The following is a 24,467-nucleotide window of genomic DNA, read 5'->3' as shown; positions in this document are numbered from 1 at the left end:
GGCAAGGGACAACCATGAGCTATCACAATCCCCTCACCCCTCCCCGCAAGTCCGCGACGTTTGACGACTATACGCTGGCGGAAATCCGCCGCGCCGCGGCAACCGGCATCTACGACATTCGCGGCGCTGGTACGAAGCGCAAGGTGCCGCATTTCGACGACCTGCTGTTTCTCGGTGCCTCGATCTCGCGCTATCCGCTGGAAGGCTATCGCGAGAAGTGCGACACGTCGGTCGTGCTCGGTTCGCGCTTCGCCAGGAAGCCGATCACGCTGAAGACGCCGATCACCATTGCCGGCATGTCCTTCGGTGCGCTCTCGGGCAATGCCAAGGAGGCGCTTGGCCGTGGCGCAACCATCGCCGGCACGTCGACGACGACGGGCGACGGCGGCATGACGGATGAGGAACGCGGCCATTCGCAGACGCTCGTCTACCAGTACCTGCCCTCGCGCTACGGCATGAACCCGAAGGACCTTCGCCGCGCCGATGCGATCGAAGTTGTCGTCGGCCAAGGCGCAAAGCCTGGCGGCGGCGGCATGCTCCTCGGCCAGAAGATCTCCGACCGTGTCGCCAACATGCGCAACCTTCCCAAGGGTATCGACCAGCGCTCGGCGTGCCGCCACCCCGACTGGACCGGTCCTGATGATCTGGAGATCAAGATCCTCGAACTGCGCGAGATCACAGACTGGGAGAAGCCGATCTATGTGAAGGTCGGGGGTGCCAGGCCCTATTACGATACCGCGCTCGCCGTGAAAGCCGGGGCTGACGTCGTCGTGCTCGATGGCATGCAGGGCGGCACGGCGGCAACCCAGGACGTGTTCATCGAGAATGTCGGCATGCCGACGCTTGCCTGCATCCGTCCAGCCGTCCAGGCGCTGCAGGATCTCGGCATGCATCGCAAGGTGCAGCTGATCATCTCGGGCGGCATCCGCTCGGGCGCCGATGTGGCCAAGGCGCTAGCGCTCGGCGCCGATGCCGTCGCCATCGGTACGGCCGCGCTCGTGGCCATCGGCGACAACGATCCGCACTGGGAAGAGGAATACCAGAAGCTGGGCACAACCGCTGGCGCCTATGACGACTGGCATGAAGGCAAGGACCCTGCCGGTATCACGACGCAGGATCCTGAATTGATGAAGCGGCTCGATCCGGTTCTCGCCGGCCGTCGCCTCGCCAACTACCTGAAGGTGATGACGCTGGAAGCGCAGACGATCGCGCGCGCTTGCGGCAAGAACCACCTGCATAACCTTGAACCTGAAGATCTCGTTGCCCTCACGATCGAGGCGTCCGCCATGGCTCAGGTGCCGCTGGCCGGTACCAGCTGGATTCCGGGCAAGGGAGGGTTCTGATCAGTTTCTAACCGTCGCCGCCTGATCCTCCCAAGGCAGGCGGCGGCACCTCATGAAAGTGTCTGGATAATCCAAAAGGGGAACACGGTGACACTCGACCTTGCAAGCTACGCCAAGGAGAACGGCGTCAAATTTTTTATGATTAGTTACACGGACCTCTTCGGCAGCCAGCGGGCCAAGCTCGTGCCGGCCGAAGCCATCGCCGACATGCAACACGAGGGGGCGGGCTTCGCCGGTTTTGCGACCTGGCTCGACCTGACGCCCGCCCATCCCGATCTCTTTGCCGTACCGGATCCGTCGTCGGTCATCCAGCTACCCTGGAAGAAGGACGTTGCATGGGTTGCCGCCGACTGCGTCATGGACGGCGAGCCGGTCGAGCAGGCGCCACGTGTTGTGCTCAAGAAGCTCGTTGCGGAAGCCGCCGAGGAAGGTCTTCGCGTCAAGACTGGTGTGGAACCCGAGTTCTTTCTGATTTCACCCGACGGATCGATGATTTCCGACGAATTCGATACCGCCGAAAAACCCTGCTATGATCAGCAAGCGGTGATGCGGCGCTACGACGTCATCGCCGAGATCTGCGGTTATATGCTGGAGCTCGGCTGGAAGCCCTATCAGAACGACCACGAGGATGCGAACGGCCAGTTCGAGATGAACTGGGAATATGACGACGTTCTCCAGACCGCCGACAAACATTCCTTCTTCAAGTTCATGGTGAAGTCGGTCGCCGAAAAGCACGGCCTTCGCGCGACGTTCATGCCCAAGCCGTTTCAGGGCAAGACCGGCAACGGATGCCACGCTCATATTTCCGTCTGGGATCTCGATGGCAAAGTGAATGCCTTTGCCGACAAGGCCATGCCATTCGGGCTGTCGGCCAACGGAAAGACCTTCCTCGGCGGTATCATGAAACATGCCTCGGCGCTGGCGGCGATCACCAATCCGACCGTCAACTCCTACAAACGCATCAACGCGCCACGCACGATTTCCGGCGCGACCTGGGCGCCGAACACGGTGACCTGGACCGGTAACAACCGCACGCATATGGTGCGCGTGCCCGGCCCCGGCCGTTTCGAGCTGCGCCTGCCGGATGGGGCCGTAAACCCCTATCTTCTCCAGGCGATCATCATTGCTGCCGGCCTATCCGGCCTCCGTTCCAACGCCGATCCGGGGCCTCACCACGACATAGACATGTATCGTGACGGCCACACGGTGACGAATGCACCGAAGCTGCCGCTCAACCTGCTCGACGCTCTGCGCGAATACGAAAAGGACGAAGCGTTGCAGGCCGCACTCGGCACCGTGTTTTCCGCCGCCTATCTCAAGCTGAAGACGAGCGAGTGGAACACCTATTGTGCCCAATTCACGAGTTGGGAACACGCAACAACGCTCGATATCTAGTTCCCGTAACACCCTTGTGGTCGCTTTCCCCGCGCCGGCTGGCGCGGGGATTTTTCACTCATCGTGAGGAGATCCGATTTGACGACCTTCGTCCTGACTGTCACCTGCCCGTCCACGCGCGGCATCGTCGCTGCAATTTCCGGTTTCCTCGCGGATATGGCGTGCAATATCGTCGACAGCTCACAGTTCGACGATCTCAACTCGGGCCGTTTCTTCATGCGGATCTCCTTCCTTTCGGAGGAGGGAAAAACGGAAGAGGATTTGCGGGAGGCACTGAAGTCGATTGCCGACCGGTTCTCGATGGAAACGGAGCTTTACAATCAGGAAACGCGCATGAAGGTGCTCCTGATGGTTTCCCGTTTCGGCCATTGCCTCAACGATCTCCTCTATCGTTCACGGATCGGTGCCCTGCCCATCGATCTCGTCGGCGTGATCTCCAACCATCTCGATTACCAGAAAGTCGTGGTCAATCAGGACATTCCCTTCCACCATATTCCCGTGACGAAGGAGAACAAGCCGCAGGCGGAAGCAAGAATCATGGACATCGTGGACTCGACCGGCACGGAACTCGTCGTGCTGGCGCGCTACATGCAGGTCCTGTCCGATCAGATGTGCCAGCGGATGTCAGGCCGCATCATCAACATCCACCACTCGTTCCTGCCGTCCTTCAAAGGCGCGAATCCCTACAAGCAGGCCTATCAGCGCGGTGTGAAGCTCATCGGCGCGACCGCGCACTATGTGACGGCCGATCTCGACGAAGGCCCGATCATCGAGCAGGACACGGTGCGGGTGACACATGCCCAGTCCGCGGAAGACTACGTATCGCTCGGGCGCGACGTGGAGGCCCAGGTTCTCGCCCGCGCAGTTCATGCACATATCCACCATCGCGTTCTGATCAACGGCAGCCGGACGGTCGTGTTCCCTCCCAGCCCGGGGAGCTATGCGTCAGAGCGCATGGGCTGAGCGCCGCGCTCCCTTTCGGCGTCACGGTCATTTCCTTGACCTCCAGATCCGCCGGCCGGTTTGTCTTCGTCAGACCTGCAGCGCTGAATTGATCAGCGGCTTGAGGGTCGCCGGCTCCAGCACCTGCGTAATGAACCGGTCGACGATCGGCTCGTAGGCTTGCCACAGCGAGCGCAGCTTCGTGGCGGGCTCGGGTTCGAAATCGACGCGCAGATCGACCAGCGGCCAGGCGTGTTTGTCGACGACAAGAAGTGCGGCGGCCATGGCCGGCTGCGTCTCGCCCCCGGCGGCGACACCGGCATCGAGCGAAGCGAGCAGCCGTTCCACGAATGCCATGCCGGCCGCGGTCTCGTAGCCCCGCACCATCGCGTGCGTGACCTGGTCGTTGGCCATGAAATTGCCGACCGAGACACAACCGTCGCCCTGATGCGCGGTGGCGATGGAAGAGATATCGGGACCGTTGAAGAATGCGGTCCGACCGTCCCTGTCGACTGCGGCGAACTGTCGAAGATTGGGGTGTTCGCTGCCAGCGACGAGGATGTCGACCGTCTCGCTTGCCGAAAACCCCTTGCCGAGCAAATCGAGCCCGAGCGGTCCGCAGCGGATATCGGTACGATGCTGGGTGGCGATCACCCCGGTTCCCGCCCGCGCCCACGGACAGCGATTGCCGACGGCGATGCTGGAGCTCGCCACCGCGATGCCGAACATGCCGGTTTTCCGGTCGAGTGCGGAAAGTGAAAACGTCATAACCTCACCTTGCTTTATTCTGGGATGCTTCTGGAGCACATGCCTGCTCAGATCTCGCGGCTGTCCTTGAATCGGTACCAGGGCAGGATCAGACGCGCGAAACGGGAGACGACCGGATAAAAAGGCACGCCCGGCGGCATGGATGGCATCACGGCGAGTTGCTCGTCCGGCACGCCCTCGACGGCATCGGCCAGAACCGGCCCCATGGCGCAGGCAAGCGCCAAGCCGCGCCCGTTGCAGCCTATCCAGGCATAAATCCCGTCACCACGCCGATGCAGACGCGGCAGGCGGTCGATCGTCATCGCAATGCGGCCGTCCCAGAAGGATGTCATCGGATTTTCCGGTAGGGATGGGAACATCCCCTTCAAACGCTTGCCCACCATGGCCGGCAGTCGCTTTGCGGCACCAGTCTGGATGGTCAGCGCGCCCCCGGAAACCAGCCGCCCTTCACGGTCCTTGCGGAAGTAACGCAGGTCCATACGCGTGTCAGACGCGGCTTCGTCGTTCGGCAGTATCTCATCCGCCAGCGCGCCGAGCGGATCCGTCGCCGCCTGGTAGGATGTCACCGGCACGACAGACCGTGTCAGCTCCTGCCAGAGATCGCCGCTATAGGCGGCCGTCGCCAGAACGATCTTTGGTGCATGCACGCGGCCCCCGGTGGTCTCGACGATCCAGTCGACTCCGTCGCGCACGAACCGTATCGCGGGGCTGTTTTCGTAGACGACGGCGCCTTCGGAAACAGCAGCGCGAGCAAGGCCACAGGTAAAGGCGTAGGGGTTTATATGGCCACCGCCGCGGTTCTCCCAGCCGCCGCAGTATGCGTCAGTGCCGAGCCTTGCGCGCATCTCCTCGTCCGATAGGACACCCGTCGGCGCACCGGCCGCCGCCCATTGTGCTGCAAGACCGCCGACGCGTTTCAGCCGCCCCGGTGTATGCGCCGGCTGTAGCCAGCCGTTGCGGCGAGCGTCGCAATCGATTTCGTAGCGCTCGACGAGGTCATAAAGCTGATCGGCGGCACCTTTCACCAGCTGTATGAAGCGCTCACCCTTCTGCCCCCGCCAGATCTTTCTGATGGCGTCCGGGCCATGCCGGGTCAGCGCGGAAATGACCTGGCCATTTGCTCTTCCCGAAGCGCCATAACCGATCCGCACCGCCTCCAGAACGATGACCTTTTTTCCCCGTCGAGCAAGCTCAAGGGCCGTCGACAGCCCGGAAATGCCGCCACCGATCACGACGACATCCGCGCGTGTCTCGCTCCTCAACGCAGGCGCCTCGAATTTTTCGCGCGAAAGCGCCATCCAGAGGGAGGATGGTTTGTCCGAAGGCCAAGACGTCATGTGGCGACAACCTCGATCTCCACGCCGCAGACGCTGCGCAGGTCATGATGTTGCGCATGACTGCCGGAAAAGCTGAGCTTTCCCGCGCCGGCTGCCACGGCAATCCCGTGCCCACTTTCATCCATCGGGAACGCGGAGAGCGAAGATGCCTGCGGCAGCATAACGGATGTCAGAGACCTGGCACCGTTTGCATGCGTCATGGTTTCGGAACGCCAGAGAAGATCGGCCGTGTGATGCTGGCAGACAAGGCATTGCAGGCCGGGCGTCGCGATGGGGTCGATACGAGCGATCGAGAAGCGCAACTCGCCATATTCGGTCATGCGGGAAAAATGCCGGACGGGCTCTACGGCGATGCCGAGCGCTGCAAGCTTGCTGGCCGACGCATCGACATCGATGCTGCGCAGGGCGACGCCACGGATGCCTGCTCCTTCCGCCAGCAGTCTTCGCCATGTCGCATTAGCAGGCGTCTCGGCGACAATACCCATGATCTCGATATAACTTGAGCCCTGAAGCATGACGCACCGATTGGCCGTGCCCATAGCCGCGCTATGGCGTGTTTGCGGCGTCACATGGAAACCCGCGGCCTCGAACGCGGCCCCGGCCGCCTCAAGATCCGGCACGAGAATGACGAAATGGTCGATCGGCAGGCGCATGCTCACCCCGCTACCGTCATCTTGTCGATGCCATAGACGCGGTCGACGATCAGGAGCGCGATGACGGCGAGAAGAAGCTGCAACGTGCTCAAGGCCGCTATCGTCGGGTCGAACTGGTTTTCCATATAGCTCAGCATCACCACCGGCAGCGTGTTGGTGCTGGCGCTGCCGAAGAAATAGCTGATCGGCAGGTTGTCAAACGAGGTGAGGAAGGAAAACAGCGACCCCGCCATGATACCCGGTCTGATCAGTGGCAGAGTGACGTGCCAGAACGTGAGAATCGGATTTGCCCCGAGGATCGCCGCCGCCTCTTCATAGGAACGCGGGATCCCCGCGTAAACGCCCGCAACCGTACGCACGATATAGGGAAGACAAACGACGGTGTGGGTGATCAAAAGAGCTGCGAACGAAATACCGACGCCGAGCAAGGACAGGAAGAAGAGCGAGGCAAAGCCGATGACGATCATCGGCATCGACAGCGGTGACAGGAGAAAGGTCATCACGCCACTGGCCCAGGCGCTACGCGACCGCGCGAGAAAGATCGCGGCCGGTACGCCGATCAGGCAGGACAGGATCGTCGCCCCGATGGCGATCTCGATGCTGACGATCAATGCATCGATGAAGGGCTGGTATTCGAAGATATGGGCGAACCATTTCAGCGACCAGCCTGGAATCGGGAAAGAGACATAGCCTGCGGACGTGAAGGACACGAGGACGACGATCAGGATCGGCGCCAGCATGAAGACGAAGAAGAGGACGACAAAGGCGGCAAGTCCGAGGTTGATCCAGTCGCGATTCATCGTTCATGCTCCCTTGCGGCGCACGAGGCGCAGTTGCAGGAACAGGCAGAAGACAGCGATGACCAGCAGGATCATGCTCATGGCGCTTGCCATGCCGAAATCGCGCGTTGTGTTGAACTGCTGGTAGATCATCAGCGGCAGTGTCTGCATGCCGCCGCCAAGCAGGACCAGCGTCACGAAGCTGCCATTCGCAATCATGAAGACGAGGATCGCGCCGGTGCCGATCCCATCGAGCGACAGCGGCAGCGTCACTTCGAAAAAGGTGCGCAGCCGGTTGGCGCCGAGAATTTTTGCAGACTCTTCCAACCGCGTATCAATGCCCTGAAGCACCGTCGCGATCGACAGCACCATGAAGGGTACAAGGACGTGCACAAGCGCGGCGATCGCGATTTCGGGCGAATTGGTGAGCCTCAGCGGCGCTGAGAGAATGCCGAGCTGGTCAACCAGAAGATTGTTCACCAGCCCGCGCCGGGCAAAGAGCACCTGCCAACCGAAGGTCCGCATGATGATCGAGGTCAGAAGCGGTGCGATCAGCAGAAAGATGATCAGCCCCGAAAAGCGGCCCGCCTTGCGGACGAGGAAGTAAGCGACCGGATACCCGATAATGATCGAGATGATCGTCACGCCGGCGGAGAGGAGCACCGTCTGGGCAATAATCCAGAGGTAGAAACCATCGGTCAGCAGCGAGACATAACGCGACAGGGTAAAGCCGCCATCATTCGAGATCACGCTGCGCATGCCGTTGTCGATCAGCGGCATAACAAAGAACACGACGAGAAAGAGAACCGCAGGCAACGCCAGAAAGGGCGGCGCGAGCAGTCGCATCCGTCGGCCGGGCGATGTCTTTTGCAGGCTGGTATCGCTCATCGCAAGCATCCGTTGGCGGGAGATTTGGGCTGCCCGTTCAGAGGGCAGCCCATCGTCGGTTAGCGGCCGATTTCACGGTTCCAGCGATCGACCCATTCGTTGCGCACCAGAGCGATCTGCTCATAGGGCGGGAAGGCGGTGTTCTGCCACGGCGTGATACGCGGCTTCAGCTTGTCGCTGTAGACAACGTCGGTATTGGTAACGCCGTAGTTCATGATATCAGCGAATTTGGTCTGGTTCTGCGCGTCGAGAACTTCGTTGATGTAATCCCAGGCGAGCGGATTGGCATTCTTCGGCTTTTGCACCGCGACGCCGTTCAGCGAACCACCCTCTTCCGGATTGATGAAGTCGATCCAGGTTGCCCCGCTGTCATAGTGGTTCCAGGTGCGGCCGTCGAAATAGATGCCGACGTCAGCTTCGCCGGACGAGAGGTGGTTGAAGAAGTCATTCGGACCGCCCCAGAACACCAGATTGTCCTTCATCTTGGCCATGGCCTCGAAGAACGGATCGACATTGTCGACACCGCCACCGAGCGCCCTGGCCATGGCCCAGATCAGCATGATCGGGGTGACCGCATAAGAGATGGACGGGACGGAGGCAACGAACTCGCCCTTGGAGACGCGATCGACGAATTCCGCAAACGACTTCGGCGGGTTCGTGACGCGTTCCTTGTGGAAGGTGATGCCACCGACGCCGTAGTCGAACAGCGTGCCCTTGCCCATGACGCTGTCAGTCAGCTCGGTGGGTATCTTGGAGAGGTTCGGGATCTTGTCGACGGCAAAGTCCTCCACCAGACCGGCCTTGGCAGCCGTCAACGCCAGGTCCGGCGTCATGATCAGCACGTCGACCGGCGGCTTTGCCTGATTTGCCTCGACCTGCGCCAGCCACTGCGGGGGGCCGCCGAGGGAGACGTTTGCCTTCGCCTTCGTCTTGGCTTCGAAGGGGGCTACGAAACAGGTGCGGACTGCCTCTTCCCAGACGCCGCCAAAGGCCGTCACGGTGATTTCGGCCGACTGCGCATTCGCCAGTCGCGGCAAGCCCCCGGCGAGGAGGCCGGCGCCGATCATGGCGCTACCACCGAGGAAATGTCTTCTCTTGATTATGGTCATCACGGTTCTCCAAAGCTGAAACGAGGTGGTTGGGCTTTTGGGTCATGCGTATCAAAGGCTACCGGCGGCGGCCTCAAGACGCTGACGCGCAGCGTTAACGGCGGTCTGCGTGGCCGCGACGCGCGGAAACCCTTCCGGTAGTTCCGCAAGCACGGCATCGAAGATTTCACGGCGGCGGCGCTGGCGCACTGAACCGGGAAGGGCCACCAGCGAGCGGTTGAGACCGTCCATCACGCTGGCCGGAAAGGCCTGATCCCAGCGCTCACGCTCGACACCCTGACCATTCACGACGGTGCTGGCCACCATACCCTTGCGCAGGCTTTCGGTCTTGACCGCATCCACGACGCCATCGACGATCGCGACACCATAATCGCTGGCGGCGGCCTCGATGGTCACGAACCCATTGGCGACATCCTGCAGCACCGCCTGCGGATCACGGGCGGCGGGATGACCCCAGCCGCCGGCGCCGGGCGTCAGGAAGGTGACCGTGTCGCCTGAATTGACAGTCAGGACGTCGATCTTGCCGAGATGCTTTTCCCGCTCCGTACCTCGGTTGAGAATGAGCTGTCCCGGCATGCCGGGCCTTCCGCCATTCGAACCCCAGGGGCGGAACAGCAGCCGCTCGAGGCCGCGGCCGAGAACGTTGCTATCGTCGGTCAGTACCCGGAACGTCAGTTCCATGCCACACCCGCCGCGCCACTGGCCGGCACCGCCTGAATTGGGACGCAGCGCATAGGTGGTGATCTCGATGCCAAGCTCGGCTTCCACCGTCTCGACCGGATTGTTGGCGAGGTTGGAGATCCCGCTGTCGCGACCATCGATGCCGTCGCGGCCCTTGCGGGCGCCGGTGCCGCCGATCATCGGCTCGATAACCTGCACGCGACGACCACCATGGCCATCCGGCTCCGCCATCACGACCGGAATGACCGTACCGGAAGATGCCGCCGGCATGACATCCGGAAGAGCCTTGCCGAAGGCGCCGTTCAGAACGTCGTTGACGCGGATCGCCGCTGCATGGCGGACACCGACGGCCGCCGGTTCCTGCGGATTGACGAGGCTGCCCTCGGGGGCGGTTATCTTCACGGGTGCCAGCATGCCGACATTGAGCGGCGTCGTCGGATCAAGCGTATTGACCAGCGCCAGAACGCGCAGCGTCAGCCAGGCATGCGGGCGACCACGCGAAGGAATGTTCATCGCGGTGGACACCTGCGGGTCGGTGCCGGTGAAATCGAGATGCACCTCGCCATCGGCAAAAGTCGCGCTAAGCGCGACACGAACCGGCAGGCGGGTTGCGGCATCGTCGTCGAGGTAGTCGTCAAAGCTGTAAGTGCCAGCCGGAACGCGCTTCAACACCGTGCGTGCCTTTTCGGCAGAATAGGCGACCAGATCGACGGCCGCAGCCGAAACCGTTTCGGCGCCATGCTGCGAAATCGTCTGTTCCAGCCGGCGTCGGCCCGCTGCAAGGGCTGCGAGCATCGCGCGGATATCGCCCATATTGGCATCGGGCGTGCGGCTGTTGGCATTGAGGAAAAGCGCGACGTCGGGGTTCATCTCCCCCTTCTTCATCAGCTTGACCGGCGGAATGCGCAGGCCTTCCTGGAAGATTTCCGTATTGACCGGCGAGATGCTGGACGGCACACGGCCGCCGACATCCGAGCAATGCACAAAGCACCAGCCATAGGCGACGATCTTGCCGTTATGGAAATATGGCTCGATCATGTGCAGGTCAGGCAGATGGGTCGCCAGACCTTCCGAACGATAGGGATCGTTGGTGAGGATGACATCGCCCGGCTCGAGCGTGCCGACCGCCGCAATGGCCGGCCCGCATTCTAGACCAACGAAGCCGGAAACACCGATCGAGCGCGGATAGGCAAAGAAGCGGCCATCCAGACCAGCAAGCGCGCAGGCGAAATCGGCCGTTTCCTTGACATAGAGCGTGCGGCCGGTGCGCTGCAGCGTCAGGCACATTTCCTCGCTGACGGCGGCGAGCTTGTTGCCGAGAATGGCGAGCGTGACGGGATCAAGCTTCATTGCACAGTTCTTTCGAGGTGAAGGTTACCAAGGGCGTCGGCGCGGGCCGACCAGCCGGGCAGAAGCACCGTCGTCGTATCGTCCTGTTCGATGATCGCAGGACCGGCGATCTGGTCACCGGCACCAAGCGCGCTACGGTCATAAACGCCGGCCGAAACCCATTTGCCGGAACGGAAGATTGGCCGCTCGCCTTTGCATGCAGGCTTACCGCTGCCGGCCGCGATTTCCGGCTGGCTGATATTTTCCGTAACGCCGACGACGGCGAGGCGCACGGTGCCGAGCTCGACGTCCGTATCCGTATCGCGAAAGCCGTATATGCGTTCGTGTTCCAGATGGAAAGCTTCGGCAATCGATGCAGCGTCGCGGCAATTCTCATCGAGCTTTACACGCAGTTCATAGGCCTGGCCGGCGTAACGCATGTCGGCGCCGCGCTCGAAACGGCGGGTCTGGCTCGTCTCGCCTTCGCGGTCGAGCCACGCGCTGCCTTCGTCTTCCAGTTCCTTCATGACATCCAGCATCAGCGCCGCAGTCTTGTCGTCGACGGAACGGCGGATGCTGCGCACGAAATCGCGACGCAGATCGGCAGCGGCAGCGCCGAGAGCGCAGAACGTGCCGGCAGCCGGCGGGATGACAACCCGGCCGATACCGGCTTCCGCGGCAAGAAGATTGGCATGCGTCGGCCCAGCGCCGCCGAACGGAACCAGCGCGAAAGCCGCTGGATCGAGACCGCGAGAGGCCAGCGTCTTATAGAGCTCTGTCGCCATGCCTGCGGTGGTAACGGCAAGCGCACCTTCGGCGGCCAGTGCTGCACCATCGTCGCCGGTCAGGCCGATCCGCGCACCCACTTCGGCCAGTGCCTTGCGTGCCGCGTCAACGTCGAGCTTCATGCGGCCACCGAGGAAGCCGGCCGGGTCGATGTAACCGAGCGCCAGATAGCAATCGGTAACTGCCGGCTCCTTGCCGCCACGACCGTACGAAACGGGGCCCGGCATGGCACCGGCGCTTTGCGGACCGACCTTGAGCAGGCCGTGCGCGTCGACCCAGACGATGGAGCCGCCACCGGCGCCGATGGCCGAGACATCGACGACCGGCAGGACCAATGGCAGGCCACCGATATCGGTCCGGGTCGCGAGTTCCGCGGAGCCTGCCTGAGCCACCGCGATATCTGAAGACGTGCCGCCCATATCGAAGGTGATGATAGACTTCACGTCCGCGGCCTCCGCCAGACGCGCCGCCGCCATGACGCCGGAGGCCGGGCCGGAGAGAATGGTTTCGACCGGCCGTTCGTGGGCCGAAACAAGGCTGAGCGAACCGCCGTTCGACGCCGTGACCAGGATCGGCGCCACGACGCCATCCCGCTCCAGCCCTTTTTTAAGGCCGGCGAAATAACGCTGCATCAGCGGCTGGATATAGGCATTGAGGCAGGCGACCAGCGTACGCTCGTATTCCCGGATTTCCGGCCAGATCGCTGCAGCGGACGTGATGGAGAGACCGCCTGCCTTCGCGGAAAGCTTTTGGGCCATGTCGATTTCGACCGAAGGCTTCGTGTAGCCGTTGATCAGAACGAGAGCGGCTGCATCCACGCCAAGCGCCTTCAGTTCGGCAGCAACGCGATCAAGCTCGGCATCATCGGCGGCCTTGCTGACCGCGCCAGACGCAGAAAGACGGGCATCAATCTCCAGGATCCGCAGGCGAGGAACGAGCGGCTCTTCCTTACTGGCATGAAAATCGAAGGAAGACGGCATGCGGCTACGGGCGATTTCGAGAATATCGCGATAACCCTTGCTGACCACGAGTGCGATGGTGGCCCCCCGGCGCTGAATGATCGCGTTGAGCCCGATCGTCGTACCGTGCATCAAAGTGCCGACATCACTGGGCTTCATGCCCGCGTTCTTCAGAAGCGACTGCAGGCCTTCGATCAGCGCACGGGACGGCTCGTCCGGCGTCGACGGCTCCTTGTAATAGGTCAGGCTGCCGTCATTCGGGTTGGACAGGACAAAATCGGTAAACGTCCCGCCGACGTCGATCCCGATGCGCGCACCGCTTTTCTGCATGATCGTCACTTCCAATTTACTCCGCGCTCACGATGACGCCGTCCCGCGCCGCCCAGTCGAGCGTCACGACCTGGCCGAGATGATAGGTGGTGGAGCCGAGCGGTCCGTCGGCTTGCCGATAAACGAAGAGTTCCCGACCGAGTGCCGGCACCTCGACCTGGTAGGCAGCATAATTTCCGCGAAACACCGCGCCGACGACACGCGCGGCAAGGCCGGCCGATGCCTCGCCGGGCGTCAGCACCATGCGCTCCGGGCGAACCGAGAGAAGCAGAGACTGACCGGCCTTCTGCGCTTCGGGCAGATGCAGCCTTACAGGCCCCTGCGGACCGGGCGTAACGAGGCTTCCGCCGTCATCGCTGACATGGCCTTCATATATGTTCGAGGCTCCGAGAAACTCCGCCACGAAGCGGCTTTTCGGCCGATCGTAGATATCTGCCGGAGCGCCGATCTGGAGGATTCGCCCACCGTTCATGACGGCGACCTTGTCGGCCATCGACATGGCCTCTTCCTGGTCATGTGTCACGAGAAGAGCTGTGATGCCGAGGCGCCGCTGCATGCCGCGGATTTCGAACTGCATGCTCTCACGCAACGACTTGTCGAGCGCACCCAGCGGCTCGTCAAGCAGCAGGACCTTGGGATTGACGACAAGCGAACGCGCCAGCGCGACACGCTGCTGCTGGCCGCCCGAGAGCTTTGACGGGTAGACATCACCCCTGCCTTGCAGCTGTACGAGGTCCAGCATCTCATTGATCTTCCCATCACGGGCGGATTTCGCCATCCCGGCCATGCGCAGGCCGAAACCGATGTTTTCGGCAACCGTCCGGTGCGGGAAAAGGCTGTAGTTCTGAAAGACCATGCCAAGACGACGCTTGTGCGGCGGCAGTGCCGAGATTTCCTCGCCGTCGATCTCAATCGTTCCGGCATCCGGGGTCTCGAACCCTGCCACCATGCGCAGCGTCGTCGTCTTGCCGCAGCCGGACGGGCCGAGCAATGCGACGAGTTCGCCGTCATCGACATGCAAGTCCAAATTCTTGACAGCCGCGACCTTGCCATAGGATTTATGGATTCCAGTCAGCACCAGTCCCTTGTTGAGCCGGGCTCCGACTACTGTCATGAAAAGTTCCTACGTCTTTATCCGTAAACAAGGCCGTTGACGACATGTTCAAATTCAATTTGTAGCGCTACAATATTCTGCAAGCATTTCCTGTCAAGGATTGCTTTTCTCTCTTCGGCGACATTTGAAGCACTGCGTATTCAGTAATCAGCGCGCCGTAAAATCGACTAGGGTTTGCAGCATGACGAAGCTTCGTCCAGATGGAACAGTCACCATGCAATCGGTCGCGGTGGCGGCCGGTGTATCGCCGATGACGGTTTCAAACAGCTTCCGCTATCCGCAGCGGGTTCACGAGGAAACACGCGAGCGCGTGCTGCAGATTGCTGCCGAACTGGGCTACGTCCCGAACCACGCCGCCGGCAACCTGGCGTCAGGCCAGAGCCGCGTCATAGGCGCCGTCATCCCCTCGATCAAGAATTCGAGCTTCTACAATTATGTCCGCGGCATGCAGGAGCACGTCGCCGACAACGGGTACCAGCTCATCTTGAAGCTGGCGGACAGTTTGGAACAGGAGGCTGCGGCAATCCGCACTCTCATCGGACTCCGCGTTGCAGGTATCGCGCTGGTCGGCGATGAACACGAGGACAGCGCGCGAACCCTGCTGAAAAAGACAGGTGTGCCGGTTGTCGAAGCCTGGGTGCACCGGAACCCGTTTGACATGGCTGTTGGATACTCCACGATCGATGCAACCCGCGCCATCGTCGAACTTCTTATCGTACAAGGCTATACCAGGATCGGTTTCGTCGGATACGAAGGCGATGTCTCGCACCGCTTCACCGAACGGCTGCCTGCCTTCATACAATGCGTCGAGCAGGCTGGCCTCAGCAGCCACCGGATCTTTCTGATCGATCAGGCTCACGGTTTCGGAGCAGGTCCGCAAGCCCTGGACGGCCTTTGCAGCATCGACCCGGAACTCGACGCGATCATCTGCCCGACGGATATCGTGGCCGCCGGCGTCCTTTTCGAATGCGGAAGGCGAGGCTGGAAAGTCCCGGAACGGCTGGCCGTGGCGGGATGGGGCGACTATGAAATAGCCTCGGAGATCACCCCGGGCATCACCAGTGTCCATCCTCACGCCTACGAGATGGGACAAAATGCGATGTCGCTGATCATCGAGCGAGCGAACGGCAACACGCGGCAGCAAGTGACGGTCGACACCGGCTTCCACATCGTTGAGCGAGCGAGCACTTAGAATACTTTTCGCGTCGAGCAAATTGTAACCGGCGCCCACCTGCACGCTGGACAAATTGCTAAAACAAACGGCGTCCGGCCGCTTCGGCCCACCATCCTCCTCGAACGGCATGCAGAAGAATGCGGCGCCGTAAATCCGCATCAGAATTCGATTGACGCACAGCCCATCTTGTATACAAGTATGCTAGCCGTCAAAGGGGGTTGGATGTGAACGCAGAGATCAGCATTTCCGAATATACCACCCGCGAGGATCTGGCCGCCGTCTATCGGCTGATCGCCTATTTCGGCATGGACGACATTATCCACACGCATGTATCGGCGCGTCTGCCAGCTGAGCCGGACAAGTTGTTGATCAACCGCTACGGGGATCTCTTTCGCGAAGTGACACCGGAATCGCTGGCCGTGATCGATCACGATGGAAATCTGGTTCGCGGTCCCCAGGTGCCGATCAACACGGCCGGCATCGTCATACACACGGCTGTCCACGCCGCCCGACCTGATGCCGCCTGCGTCGTGCACACGCATACGCCGGCCGGTGTCGCGGTGAGTTGCCTCGAAGAGGGCCTGCTGCCGCTCAACCAGACAGCGCTGCTCTTCCACGGCCAGCTTGCCTACCATTCATTCGAGGGTATCGCCCTCGACAAGGAGGAACAGGTCCGCCTCGTTGCCGATCTTGGTGACAAGCGCGCCATGATCCTGCGCAATCACGGTTTGCTGACCGTCGGTCGCACCATCGGCGAGGCCTTCTCGCTGATGTACAATCTCGAACAGGCCTGCCGCATTCAGCTCGCCGCCCAGGCGAGCGGGCAGAAGCTCGTGCTTCCACCCAAGGAGGTGCAGGACAAGACCGCCGCACAGTACGACGCCGACCCGGATGGTGCCGCAGAACTGGAATGGCTGGCCCTTCGCCGGCTGGTGCCGATCGCCGCCTGAGCGGATGCCCGCCATGCGTATTCTCCTGACCGATCCCCTTGCCTGCAACGATGTCTTCGATGCCGCGTTGCGGGCACGCCACCCCGGCGCCATAACCTATCGTTGGCCGCAAATGCCGAACGACGGCGACTATGACGTGCTTCTTGCCTGGCGGCTGCCGGAGGAATTCGGCCCACTGCCGAAGAGCCTGTCGCTCGTCTTCTGTTTCGGAGCCGGCGCCGACCATCTTTTGGCCGACTCGCGGATTCCCGGCAACGTGCCGATCGCCCGCCTGGTGGATGAAGAACAGGCAGGGCAGATTCTGGACTACGTCGCGCACGTCACCTTTGCGAAACTGATGGACGACATGACGCGTCATGAGGATCAGCAGGTCGGGCATTGGCGTGGCGCTGATGCGCCGCGGCGGCGGCGGGAGGAACTCAAGGTGACCGTGCTGGGCCTCGGACCGATCGGTCGCCGGGTGGCGACCGGTCTTGCGTTACTCGGCTTCGACGTTCGCGGCTGGACGAGAGCCGATGCGTCCTGTCCCGGCATCGAGGTTGTCTCAGGCTTCGATCGACTGGCACAAGCGGCCGACGGTGCCGACCTCCTCGTCAATCTGTTGCCGCTGACAGCTGAAACCACCGGCATCTTGTCCGCGCCGCTTTTCTCAACACTGGCCCGTGGCGCCTATGTCGTCAATCTCGGGCGCGGCGGCCACCTGGATCAGGGCGATCTTCTGCAGGCGCTTGCCAGCGGGCAGGTCGGGTGCGCATGGCTGGACGTTTTCGAACAGGAGCCGCTGCCTTCGGATCATGTCTTCTGGCGGCATCCAAGGATCCGCATAACGCCGCACATTGCCGGTATCCCCACGCCTGAAGGTGGCGCGCAATCACTCGCTCTCTGCCTCGTCGCCCTGGCCAGCGGGACGCCGCCACCCCAGCTCGTCCGGCCGTAACGATCCGACCGGCCCCGCTGCCATGCTCAAGAATAACATTGACTCCTCTCACCTGAATGCCAGTATACAGCCCATGCTCAAACTCAGTTCCCTTGCCAGTAGCGACACCACCCAACGCCGGAACACGATTTCGGCGAAGACGCTTGTCGAGTTGCGCGAGGCGATCGTGACCACCCGCATCAAGCCCGGTGAGGGACTGTCCGAGACCGACGTCGCGCAGGCACTCGGCATTAGCCGCACACCCGTGCGGGAAGCCTTCGCCCGCTTGTTCGAAGAGGGTCTGATCGAGATTTCCCCGCAGAAGGGAACGCGCGTTTCGCTCATCGATATGGCTCGGGTGAACGAGGCCACGTTCATTCGTTCGACACTGGAAAGCGCGGTGATCGCGCGATCCCGGACGATTCCGCCGATCACCGTTCTCGACGAACTCGACATGCTGATCCGGCGACAGGAGCGCGCACGCGACGACAACGACATGGTGGCTCTGCACCGCGCCGACATGGAGTTTCACTCCACGCTCATGTCCGCCTTCGGCATGGCGAGGGCATGGACCGCCTGCCAGCACATCGTCGCCGATATGATCCGCGTGCAGTTTCTCGTCGGCCTGCGCCCCGATCATGTCGAGGCGATCCTCAAAGAGCATCGCGGCATCGTCGCTTCCATCCGCAGCGGCGATTTCTCAACGGCTGCGGACCTGATGACCGCGCATGTCGGCAGCATCGATCTCGATCAGAACGATCTGCGCGAAGAGAACGGGCACTACTTCCAATCACCGGAGATACGCCCGTGATGGCATCGGCCGCGACCTGGAGGCGATTTTCGCCATCATCGGACCTCCCAACGGTCAACCATTTCGCCGTTTACGCAACCGGTTTAGTAAACCGGTTTTGTAGAGTTTTCAGCTTGGGATATTTCCTGATGACGACGAGAAAAATAACAATTCGAGATGTCGCGACTGCTGCCGGCGTGTCGGTCAGCACCGTCTCGCGTCATCTGAATGGCCGGATCTCCCTGCCGGAACCGACCGCCAAGCGCATCGAGCAGACGGTCAAGAATCTAAGCTATCGCCCCAACGCACTTGCCCGCCGGCTCACCCACGGCAAGAGCGAGACGCTTGGTTTCATCACGTCCGACATCGCCTATCCGCTGTTTGCGGCGATCGCCAGCGCCTCCGAGGCGGAAGCGGCGGCCAATGGTTACAGCCTGCTGATGTTCAACAGCCGCAACATCGTCGACAACGAGATTGCCTTCCTTGCGCGCATCGATGATCGCCAGGTCGATGGTGTGTTGCTGATGACCAACCATTCGGACGAAGGGCCGCTGGTCCGCAAGATCAACCAGAGCGGCAACGTGGTGCTGATCGACGAGGACGTGCCCGGCGCGCGGGCGCCCCGCCTGTTTGCCGAGAACGTGCGTGGCGCCAGGCTTGCGATCGAGCATCTGATCGCGGCTGGTCATCGCCGCATCGCCGTCATCGCCGGCCCGGAGGGGCTGCTCAGCACCATCGAGCGGCTGGCCGGATACCACGAAACCATGGAGGCGGCCGGCATCGAGGTCGATCCCGCCCTGGTTTTCAAGGTCTCCTACGACGAGAGCGCAGGCTCCGAGGCTTTCGACGCGCTCATGGGCATGGCCGATCCGCCGACCGCCGTCTTCGCCTTTGCCGACATGCTCGCCATCGGCGCGATCAAGCTCGCCCGCCAGCGCGGTATCCGCATTCCTGACGATGTGTCGCTCGTCAGCTTCGATGACATTTTGCACGCCGAACTGCTCGATCCTCCGCTGACCACCGTCAGGCAGTCGCCGGAGGACTTCGGTCGGCGCGGCATCAACATGCTCCTCGGCCTGATCCGGGGAGAAAAATCCGAAACGGCCATCCAGCGCATCGCAGTCGAGCTGGTGGTTCGCAAATCGGTGTGTCCGCCATCAAAGCGAGGAGGCTAAGGCGACATTGGAAATTGACGCCCGGGAGCAATTCCGGCCGCCGGGAGGAGAAGCAGTGACCGATCGAACAATCAAAAGGGGAATACTCTAATGTCGGTAAATCGCTTCAGCCAAGACTCAGCCATGATCGCCCTGGACAAGTTCACGTCCGGCAAGATCGACCGCCGTGCATTCATGACCGCTTTGGCGGGCCTCGGCCTCGCCGCAACATTCAAGCCCGGCCGTGCGGCCGCGGAAACTTCTGAAATCGTCGTCTGCAATTGGGGCGGCGCAGCGCTCGAAGCCTTCCAGAAGGCCTATGGCGACCCGTTCAAGGAAAAGAGCGGCATCGAGGTCGTCATAGATGGCGCCGGTCCCTCCACCGGTGCGATCCGCGCAATGGTCGAATCCAAGAACGTCACCTGGGACGCCACCGACGGCGGCATGGTGGACGCAGCAACGCTCGGTGCCGGCGGCTTCGTCGAACCGATCGACTATTCGATCGTCGACAAGTCGCTGGTCGGCGACGGCATGGCCGCCGAATTCGGCATCTGCAACTATACCTTCGCCAATGTGCTCGCCTATGATGCCAAGAAGACCGGCAGTCAGACACCGGCGGGCTGGGCGGATTTCTTCGACACCGTCAAGTTTCCCGGCAAGCGCACGATGTGCAAATGGATCCAGGGCCAGCTGGAATCAGTCCTGCTCGCCGATGGCGTCAAGCCCGAGGAAATGTATCCGCTCGATGTCGACCGCGCCTTCAAGAAACTGGAGCCGCTCCTGCCTGAAATCATCTTCTGGGAATCCGGCGCGCAAAGCCAGCAGCTCTTCCGCGACGGCGAAGTGGTGATGGGCAACATCTGGCACACCCGGGCCGATCTTCTGCGCAAGGAAAACACGAACCTCACCTGGACCTGGAACGAGAACCTGTTGTTCTCCTCCGCCTGGTCAGTGCCGAAGGGCAATCCGGCCGGCAAGAAGGTCTATGACTTCATCAATTCCTCGCTTCGGCCGGAAGGCCAGATCGTGCTTCTGCGCCTGATGGGCAACGGTCCGTCGAACCCCAAGGCGCTCGATATGATGACCGAGGAAGACAAGGCCGTCTATCCACTCGCGCCGGAAAACGCCAAGACCGGCCTGCGCGTGATGGCCGAATACTACGCAGAGAACGAAGCCGAGCTGCAGAACCGCTTCCTCGACTTCATTTCCCGCTAACCTCCAACGCAGCCGCCGGCCTTTCCTGGCCGGTGGCTGCCGGTAGACGGTGATCGTCGTGACCAATTTCCAGCGTTGGGCCATTGCCCTGACGGTACCTGCGGGTGCCTTGGCAATCTGTTTCTACGTCCTCCCGATCCTGCAGGTCCTTGCGCTGAGCGTCACGGAACCGAGCTTCGGCCTGGGCAACTACATAGCGCTCTTCCAGAATGCGGCCATCGGCCGCGTGGTGAGAACGACGCTCGTCGTCTCGGCGATGACGACGGTGCTGACGATCGTCTTCAGCTACATCGTCGCCTTCGCGCTGGTGCAGATGCGCCCCGGCGTGCGCCGCTTCGCCATGTTCTTGGTGATGCTGCCCTTCTGGATCTCGGTGCTGGTCAGGGCCTTTTCCTGGATCACGATCCTCAGGCGCAACGGTGTGCTCAACTCCGCCCTCGGCGAGGCGGGCCTGATCAGCGAGCCGCTGGAACTCATCTACAACCAGCTCGGCGTGATCATCGGCATGGTGCATTACATGATGCCGTTTGCCATCCTGCTGCTCTACGCAAACCTGACCGACATCGACGGCCGCATCATCCAGGCCGCCCGTTCGCTCGGTGCGCGCCCCTTCACCATCTTCTGGCGTGTCTGGCTGCCACTCTCCATGCCGGGCCTGGCCATCACCACGCTCTTCATCGTCATCTTCTCCTTTGGCTTCCTGGTGACGCCCGCCATCCTCGGCGCCGGACGTGTGCTGATGATCGCCGAATACATATCGGTGCAGATCTCCGGCACCCTTCGCTGGGGCGTGGCGACCGCCCTTTCCACATCGATGCTTCTGGTCGTGGCTGGTCTCGTCGCCCTTGCGATGCGCCATCCCGCCTTCCGCAGCGCCTTCGGGGGATCGCAGAAATGATGCCCGGATGGATCCTCCTGCAACGCCTGCTGCCCCGCATCTCCGCCTGGCTGCTGCTTGCCTTCCTGTTCCTGCCGATCCTCGTGGTAATCCCCGTCTCGCTGACCGACAGGGAATATCTGTCGCTGCCGGACCAGTCGCTTTCGCTGCAGCATTTCGCCTCGCTCCTCAACTGGCGCGCCGGCTGGCTGCCCAGCATGATCACCAGTATCGGCATCGCCATCGCCTCCAGTCTGCTCGCCACGGCGCTTGCGGCCGCCTTCGCCATCGGAGCCTGGGTCCATGCCGGGCGCTGGCCGACGGCGATGCGGCTGATCCTGCTCTCCCCGCTGATCGTGCCGCCGATCATCTATGCCGTGGGCATGGTCCGGCTGTGGTCGCGTTTCAACCTGCTCGATACTTGGATCGGCGTGACCCTGGTGCACATGATCCTGTCGATGCCGCTCGCCGTGCTCGCCATCGGCGCCTCGCTCGCCAATCTCGATCCTCGCCTCGTCCAGGCCGCCCGTTCGCTCGGCGCTCGTCCGCCGACGGTGTTCGCCAAGGTGATCCTGCCGAACATCTTGCCGGGCGTCGCAGCCGGCGCTGTTCTCGCCTTCATCACCTCCTGGGACGAGATCACCGTCACCCTCTTCATCACCAGCCGAAGGATCGTGACGCTGCCGCGCAAGATCTGGACCAGTATCGCCGATTCCGTCGATCCCGCACTCGCCGCGATCGCCGCCGTCATGCTGCTCGTCACCATCGTCGGCCTTCTCATCCGCATGCTGGTCTGGGACGGCCGCACACCCAACCGGTCCTGAACCGCCAAATCCATCTCAACCCAGAAAGGACAATGACGACATGACTGCCCACACACCCTCCATGAGCGAACACGAATACAAGGAAGCAAAGTTCTTCCAGACCTTCGGTTCTGTGCCGACGCCCGGCTTCGCCGATCCGGCCGAACAGACCAGTGTATGGGGCCGCCCCTGGGGTTGCTCCAACGACGTCGGCAAGCTGCGCGCCGTTCTCATGCATCGTCCGGGGGACGAAGTGAACATCGTCGAGAACAAGCCGATGCTCGAGACGGGCGGCTTCGGCGATCCGGAAAAGGGCTGGTACTGGATGGGCAAGACCCTGCCCGACCTGCCCGCCATGCAGGCCGCCCATGATCGCTTCACCGCACTCCTGCGCTCCGAAGGGGTCGATGTGATCCTCGTCGACAAAGCGGCCCCCGGCGCCATGAAGCAGATCTATTGCCGCGACAGCGTCATCAGCGTGAAAGGCGGCGCCATCGTCACCCGCCTCGCCCGCAAGGTGCGTCGCGGCGAAGAACTGCCGGTCACCCAGGCACTCGCGAAGGTCGGTTGCCCTATCCTCGGGACCGTCCACGGCGAAGGCGTGTTCGAAGGCGGCGGCTTTGCCCTGATCGACGACAAGACGGCCGTCTGCGCGCTGTCGGTCGCCTGCAACGAGGAAGGTGTCCGCCAGGTCGAGCGCATCCTGAACGGCCTCGGCATCGAGCTGATCAAGCTGCCGATGCCGGGCTACCGCATCCATATCGACGGCTCGTTCAACATGATCGACCACGAGACCGCGATCATCAACATCAACGAACTGCCATACTTCTTCATCGAATACCTGAACAAGCGCGGCATGAGGCTGATCGAGCTTCCGCCCGAGGACAACGCCTTCTCGCTCAACTGCCTGGCAATCGCGCCCGGCCGGGTCATCATGCACGAGACACGGACCCCACGCCTGGCCGAGCGCCTCGACAAGGCCGGTATCGAGGTGCTCACGATCGACTACGAATGCGTCGAACTTGGTGGCGGCGGCATTCATTGCTCGACCGGCCCGCTCGCAAGGGATCCGGGCTGACATGGCGTTTCTCGACATCAGAATGCTGCGCAAGACCTATGGCAGCGCCGTCGCTCTCGACGGCGTCGACCTGACGGTCCAGGCGGGCGAGTTCGTGACCCTTCTCGGTCCCTCCGGGTCGGGCAAGACAACCCTTTTGATGTCGATCGCCGGCTTCACCAGGCCGGATGAAGGCGGTATCGTGGTCGATGGGCAGGACGTCACGTTCATGGATCCCGAGGACCGCGATTTCGGCCTGGTGTTTCAGGGCTATGCGCTCTTTCCCCACCTGAGCGTCGCTGAGAACATCGCCTTTCCCCTGAAGGTCCGGAAATGGGACAAGGCGCGCATCGCGGCGAAGGTGGAGGAAATGCTCCGCCTCGTCGACCTCACCGACTACGCGTCACGCAAGCCGAAGCAGCTTTCCGGCGGCCAGCAACAGCGGGTGGCCATCGCAAGGGCGCTTGCCTACGGACCGCGCATCCTGCTGCTCGACGAACCACTATCGGCACTCGACCGCAATCTCAGGGAAAGCATGCAGCGCGAGCTGAAACGCCTGCATCAGGAAACCGGCGTCACCTTCATCTTCGTCACCCACGACCAGGAGGAAGCCTACGCCATGTCGGACCGCATCGCGGTCTTTCATGCCGGGCGGATCGTCCAGATCGGCGCGCCGCGCGAGATCTACGCCAATCCCCAATCGCTGTTCGTCGCGGGCTTCCTCGGCGGCAACAACATCTTCAAGACCCGCCACGCGTCGGCAGATGGGACGCTTACTTTTTTCGGAAACATGTGTTCACGTCCGCCACGTTTCAATCCTGCCGTCCATGGCAAGGAGGGCGAGGTCATCGGATGGGTCAGACCCGAGGACATCGCCGTCGGAGACACGGACGCCGCCGCGACCATCCGTTTCGACGCCACCGTCGTCGACATTTCCTTCGTCGGTTCGGCCGAAAAGCTGACCGTCACCACCACCGACGGCCAGGAACTGACCCTGCAGGTTCCCATGCACTCCGCAGTCGACATCCGTCCCGGCGCCGTCCTCCGTTGCGCCGTCAAACCGGAAGCCATCGGCTTTCTGCCACCAGACATATGAAGCGGCGGCGGGGGGCCGGAAG

Annotated in this window: 22 protein-coding genes; 13 read left to right on the top strand and 9 right to left on the bottom strand. The window is 62.1% G+C overall.

Translation table 11 applies throughout. From position 1 onward, the window contains the following. Nucleotides 1-14: 14 nt before the first annotated feature. The 3 genes from GR158_RS23910 to purU all read left to right on the top strand — a co-directional run bounded on the left by GR158_RS23910 (nt 15) and on the right by purU (nt 3,701). Entirely contained in the window at nt 15-1,343 is a 1,329-nt protein-coding gene (locus GR158_RS23910) for an FMN-binding glutamate synthase family protein (RefSeq protein ID WP_134651912.1), read from the top strand. 87 nt (nt 1,344-1,430) lie between these two features. Continuing rightward, a complete protein-coding gene (gene glnT / locus GR158_RS23905; protein ID WP_160872888.1) occupies nt 1,431-2,738 on the top strand; it encodes a type III glutamate--ammonia ligase in 1,308 nt (435 codons plus the stop codon). Between the two features lie 78 nt (nt 2,739-2,816). Beyond that, nucleotides 2,817-3,701, top strand: a complete 885-nt coding sequence (gene purU / locus GR158_RS23900; protein WP_160872887.1) for a formyltetrahydrofolate deformylase — start codon at nt 2,817-2,819, stop codon at nt 3,699-3,701. Between the two features lie 69 nt (nt 3,702-3,770). Here the strand turns inward: purU and GR158_RS23895 are convergent, their stop codons facing one another. The 9 genes from GR158_RS23895 to GR158_RS23855 are packed head-to-tail and all read right to left on the bottom strand — an operon-like array spanning nt 3,771 to nt 14,413. Then, nucleotides 3,771-4,448 (bottom strand): DUF1028 domain-containing protein, encoded by a 678-nt coding sequence (locus GR158_RS23895; protein ID WP_160872886.1) that lies wholly within the window; start codon nt 4,446-4,448, stop codon nt 3,771-3,773. Nucleotides 4,449-4,495: 47 nt separating this feature from the next. Next, nucleotides 4,496-5,785, bottom strand: a complete 1,290-nt coding sequence (locus tag GR158_RS23890; RefSeq protein WP_134651920.1) for an FAD-binding oxidoreductase — start codon at nt 5,783-5,785, stop codon at nt 4,496-4,498. Next, the gene (locus tag GR158_RS23885) at nt 5,782-6,438 is read right to left on the bottom strand and encodes a VOC family protein (protein WP_202402427.1); all 657 of its coding nucleotides are present in this window, start codon (nt 6,436-6,438) and stop codon (nt 5,782-5,784) included. The genes GR158_RS23890 and GR158_RS23885 overlap by 4 nt, the downstream gene beginning before the upstream one ends. 2 nt (nt 6,439-6,440) lie before the next feature. Then, entirely contained in the window at nt 6,441-7,238 is a 798-nt protein-coding gene (locus GR158_RS23880) for an ABC transporter permease (RefSeq protein WP_160872884.1), read from the bottom strand. Between the two features lie 3 nt (nt 7,239-7,241). Then, on the bottom strand, nt 7,242-8,105 hold the full coding sequence (locus GR158_RS23875; protein WP_160872883.1) for an ABC transporter permease: 864 nt from the start codon (nt 8,103-8,105) through the stop codon (nt 7,242-7,244). A 59-nt stretch (nt 8,106-8,164) separates the two neighbouring features. After that, the gene (locus GR158_RS23870; protein WP_134651928.1) at nt 8,165-9,214 is read right to left on the bottom strand and encodes an extracellular solute-binding protein; all 1,050 of its coding nucleotides are present in this window, start codon (nt 9,212-9,214) and stop codon (nt 8,165-8,167) included. Nucleotides 9,215-9,265: 51 nt separating this feature from the next. Further along, a complete protein-coding gene (locus GR158_RS23865) occupies nt 9,266-11,245 on the bottom strand; it encodes a hydantoinase B/oxoprolinase family protein (protein WP_160872882.1) in 1,980 nt (659 codons plus the stop codon). Next, nucleotides 11,242-13,299 carry a hydantoinase/oxoprolinase family protein gene (locus GR158_RS23860; RefSeq protein WP_160872881.1) on the bottom strand — a complete coding sequence of 686 codons (2,058 nt, stop codon included), beginning with the start codon at nt 13,297-13,299 and terminating at the stop codon, nt 11,242-11,244. The genes GR158_RS23865 and GR158_RS23860 overlap by 4 nt, the downstream gene beginning before the upstream one ends. A gap of 16 nt (nt 13,300-13,315) precedes the next feature. Next, nucleotides 13,316-14,413, bottom strand: a complete 1,098-nt coding sequence (locus GR158_RS23855; RefSeq protein WP_160872880.1) for an ABC transporter ATP-binding protein — start codon at nt 14,411-14,413, stop codon at nt 13,316-13,318. 181 nt (nt 14,414-14,594) lie between these two features. Between GR158_RS23855 and GR158_RS23850 the strand changes: the two genes are divergently transcribed. The 10 genes from GR158_RS23850 (at nt 14,595) to GR158_RS23805 (ending at nt 24,445) form a co-directional block, all read left to right on the top strand. Continuing rightward, nucleotides 14,595-15,605: a LacI family DNA-binding transcriptional regulator gene (locus GR158_RS23850; protein ID WP_246665775.1), complete on the top strand. Its 1,011-nt coding sequence runs from the start codon at nt 14,595-14,597 to the stop codon at nt 15,603-15,605. 200 nt (nt 15,606-15,805) lie between these two features. Then, nucleotides 15,806-16,537, top strand: a complete 732-nt coding sequence (locus tag GR158_RS23845; protein ID WP_160872879.1) for a class II aldolase/adducin family protein — start codon at nt 15,806-15,808, stop codon at nt 16,535-16,537. 13 nt (nt 16,538-16,550) lie between these two features. Continuing rightward, on the top strand, nt 16,551-17,474 hold the full coding sequence (locus tag GR158_RS23840) for an NAD(P)-dependent oxidoreductase (RefSeq protein WP_160872878.1): 924 nt from the start codon (nt 16,551-16,553) through the stop codon (nt 17,472-17,474). 22 nt (nt 17,475-17,496) lie between these two features. Beyond that, nucleotides 17,497-18,264 carry a GntR family transcriptional regulator gene (locus tag GR158_RS23835; protein WP_160872877.1) on the top strand — a complete coding sequence of 256 codons (768 nt, stop codon included), beginning with the start codon at nt 17,497-17,499 and terminating at the stop codon, nt 18,262-18,264. A gap of 128 nt (nt 18,265-18,392) precedes the next feature. Continuing rightward, nucleotides 18,393-19,418, top strand: coding sequence for a LacI family DNA-binding transcriptional regulator (locus tag GR158_RS23830; protein ID WP_160872876.1), 1,026 nt, complete (start codon nt 18,393-18,395; stop codon nt 19,416-19,418). Nucleotides 19,419-19,541: 123 nt separating this feature from the next. After that, complete coding sequence (locus tag GR158_RS23825) at nt 19,542-20,612, top strand: ABC transporter substrate-binding protein (protein ID WP_246665774.1); 1,071 nt, start codon at nt 19,542-19,544, stop codon at nt 20,610-20,612. Between the two features lie 58 nt (nt 20,613-20,670). Then, on the top strand, nt 20,671-21,510 hold the full coding sequence (locus GR158_RS23820) for an ABC transporter permease (RefSeq protein WP_160872874.1): 840 nt from the start codon (nt 20,671-20,673) through the stop codon (nt 21,508-21,510). After that, nucleotides 21,507-22,313, top strand: coding sequence for an ABC transporter permease (locus GR158_RS23815; protein WP_160872873.1), 807 nt, complete (start codon nt 21,507-21,509; stop codon nt 22,311-22,313). The genes GR158_RS23820 and GR158_RS23815 overlap by 4 nt, the downstream gene beginning before the upstream one ends. Nucleotides 22,314-22,353: 40 nt before the next feature. After that, nucleotides 22,354-23,370, top strand: coding sequence for a dimethylarginine dimethylaminohydrolase family protein (locus tag GR158_RS23810; RefSeq protein WP_160872872.1), 1,017 nt, complete (start codon nt 22,354-22,356; stop codon nt 23,368-23,370). Between the two features lies 1 nt (nt 23,371). Next, the gene (locus GR158_RS23805) at nt 23,372-24,445 is read left to right on the top strand and encodes an ABC transporter ATP-binding protein (protein ID WP_160872871.1); all 1,074 of its coding nucleotides are present in this window, start codon (nt 23,372-23,374) and stop codon (nt 24,443-24,445) included. Nucleotides 24,446-24,467: the final 22 nt, after the last annotated feature.

This window comes from Shinella sp. AETb1-6, from assembly GCF_009826875.1.
In the GTDB taxonomy this organism is placed as follows: domain Bacteria; phylum Pseudomonadota; class Alphaproteobacteria; order Rhizobiales; family Rhizobiaceae; genus Shinella; species Shinella sumterensis.
Note: the sequence above shows the minus strand (reverse complement) of the source record. Positions and strands in the feature narration are given on the sequence as shown.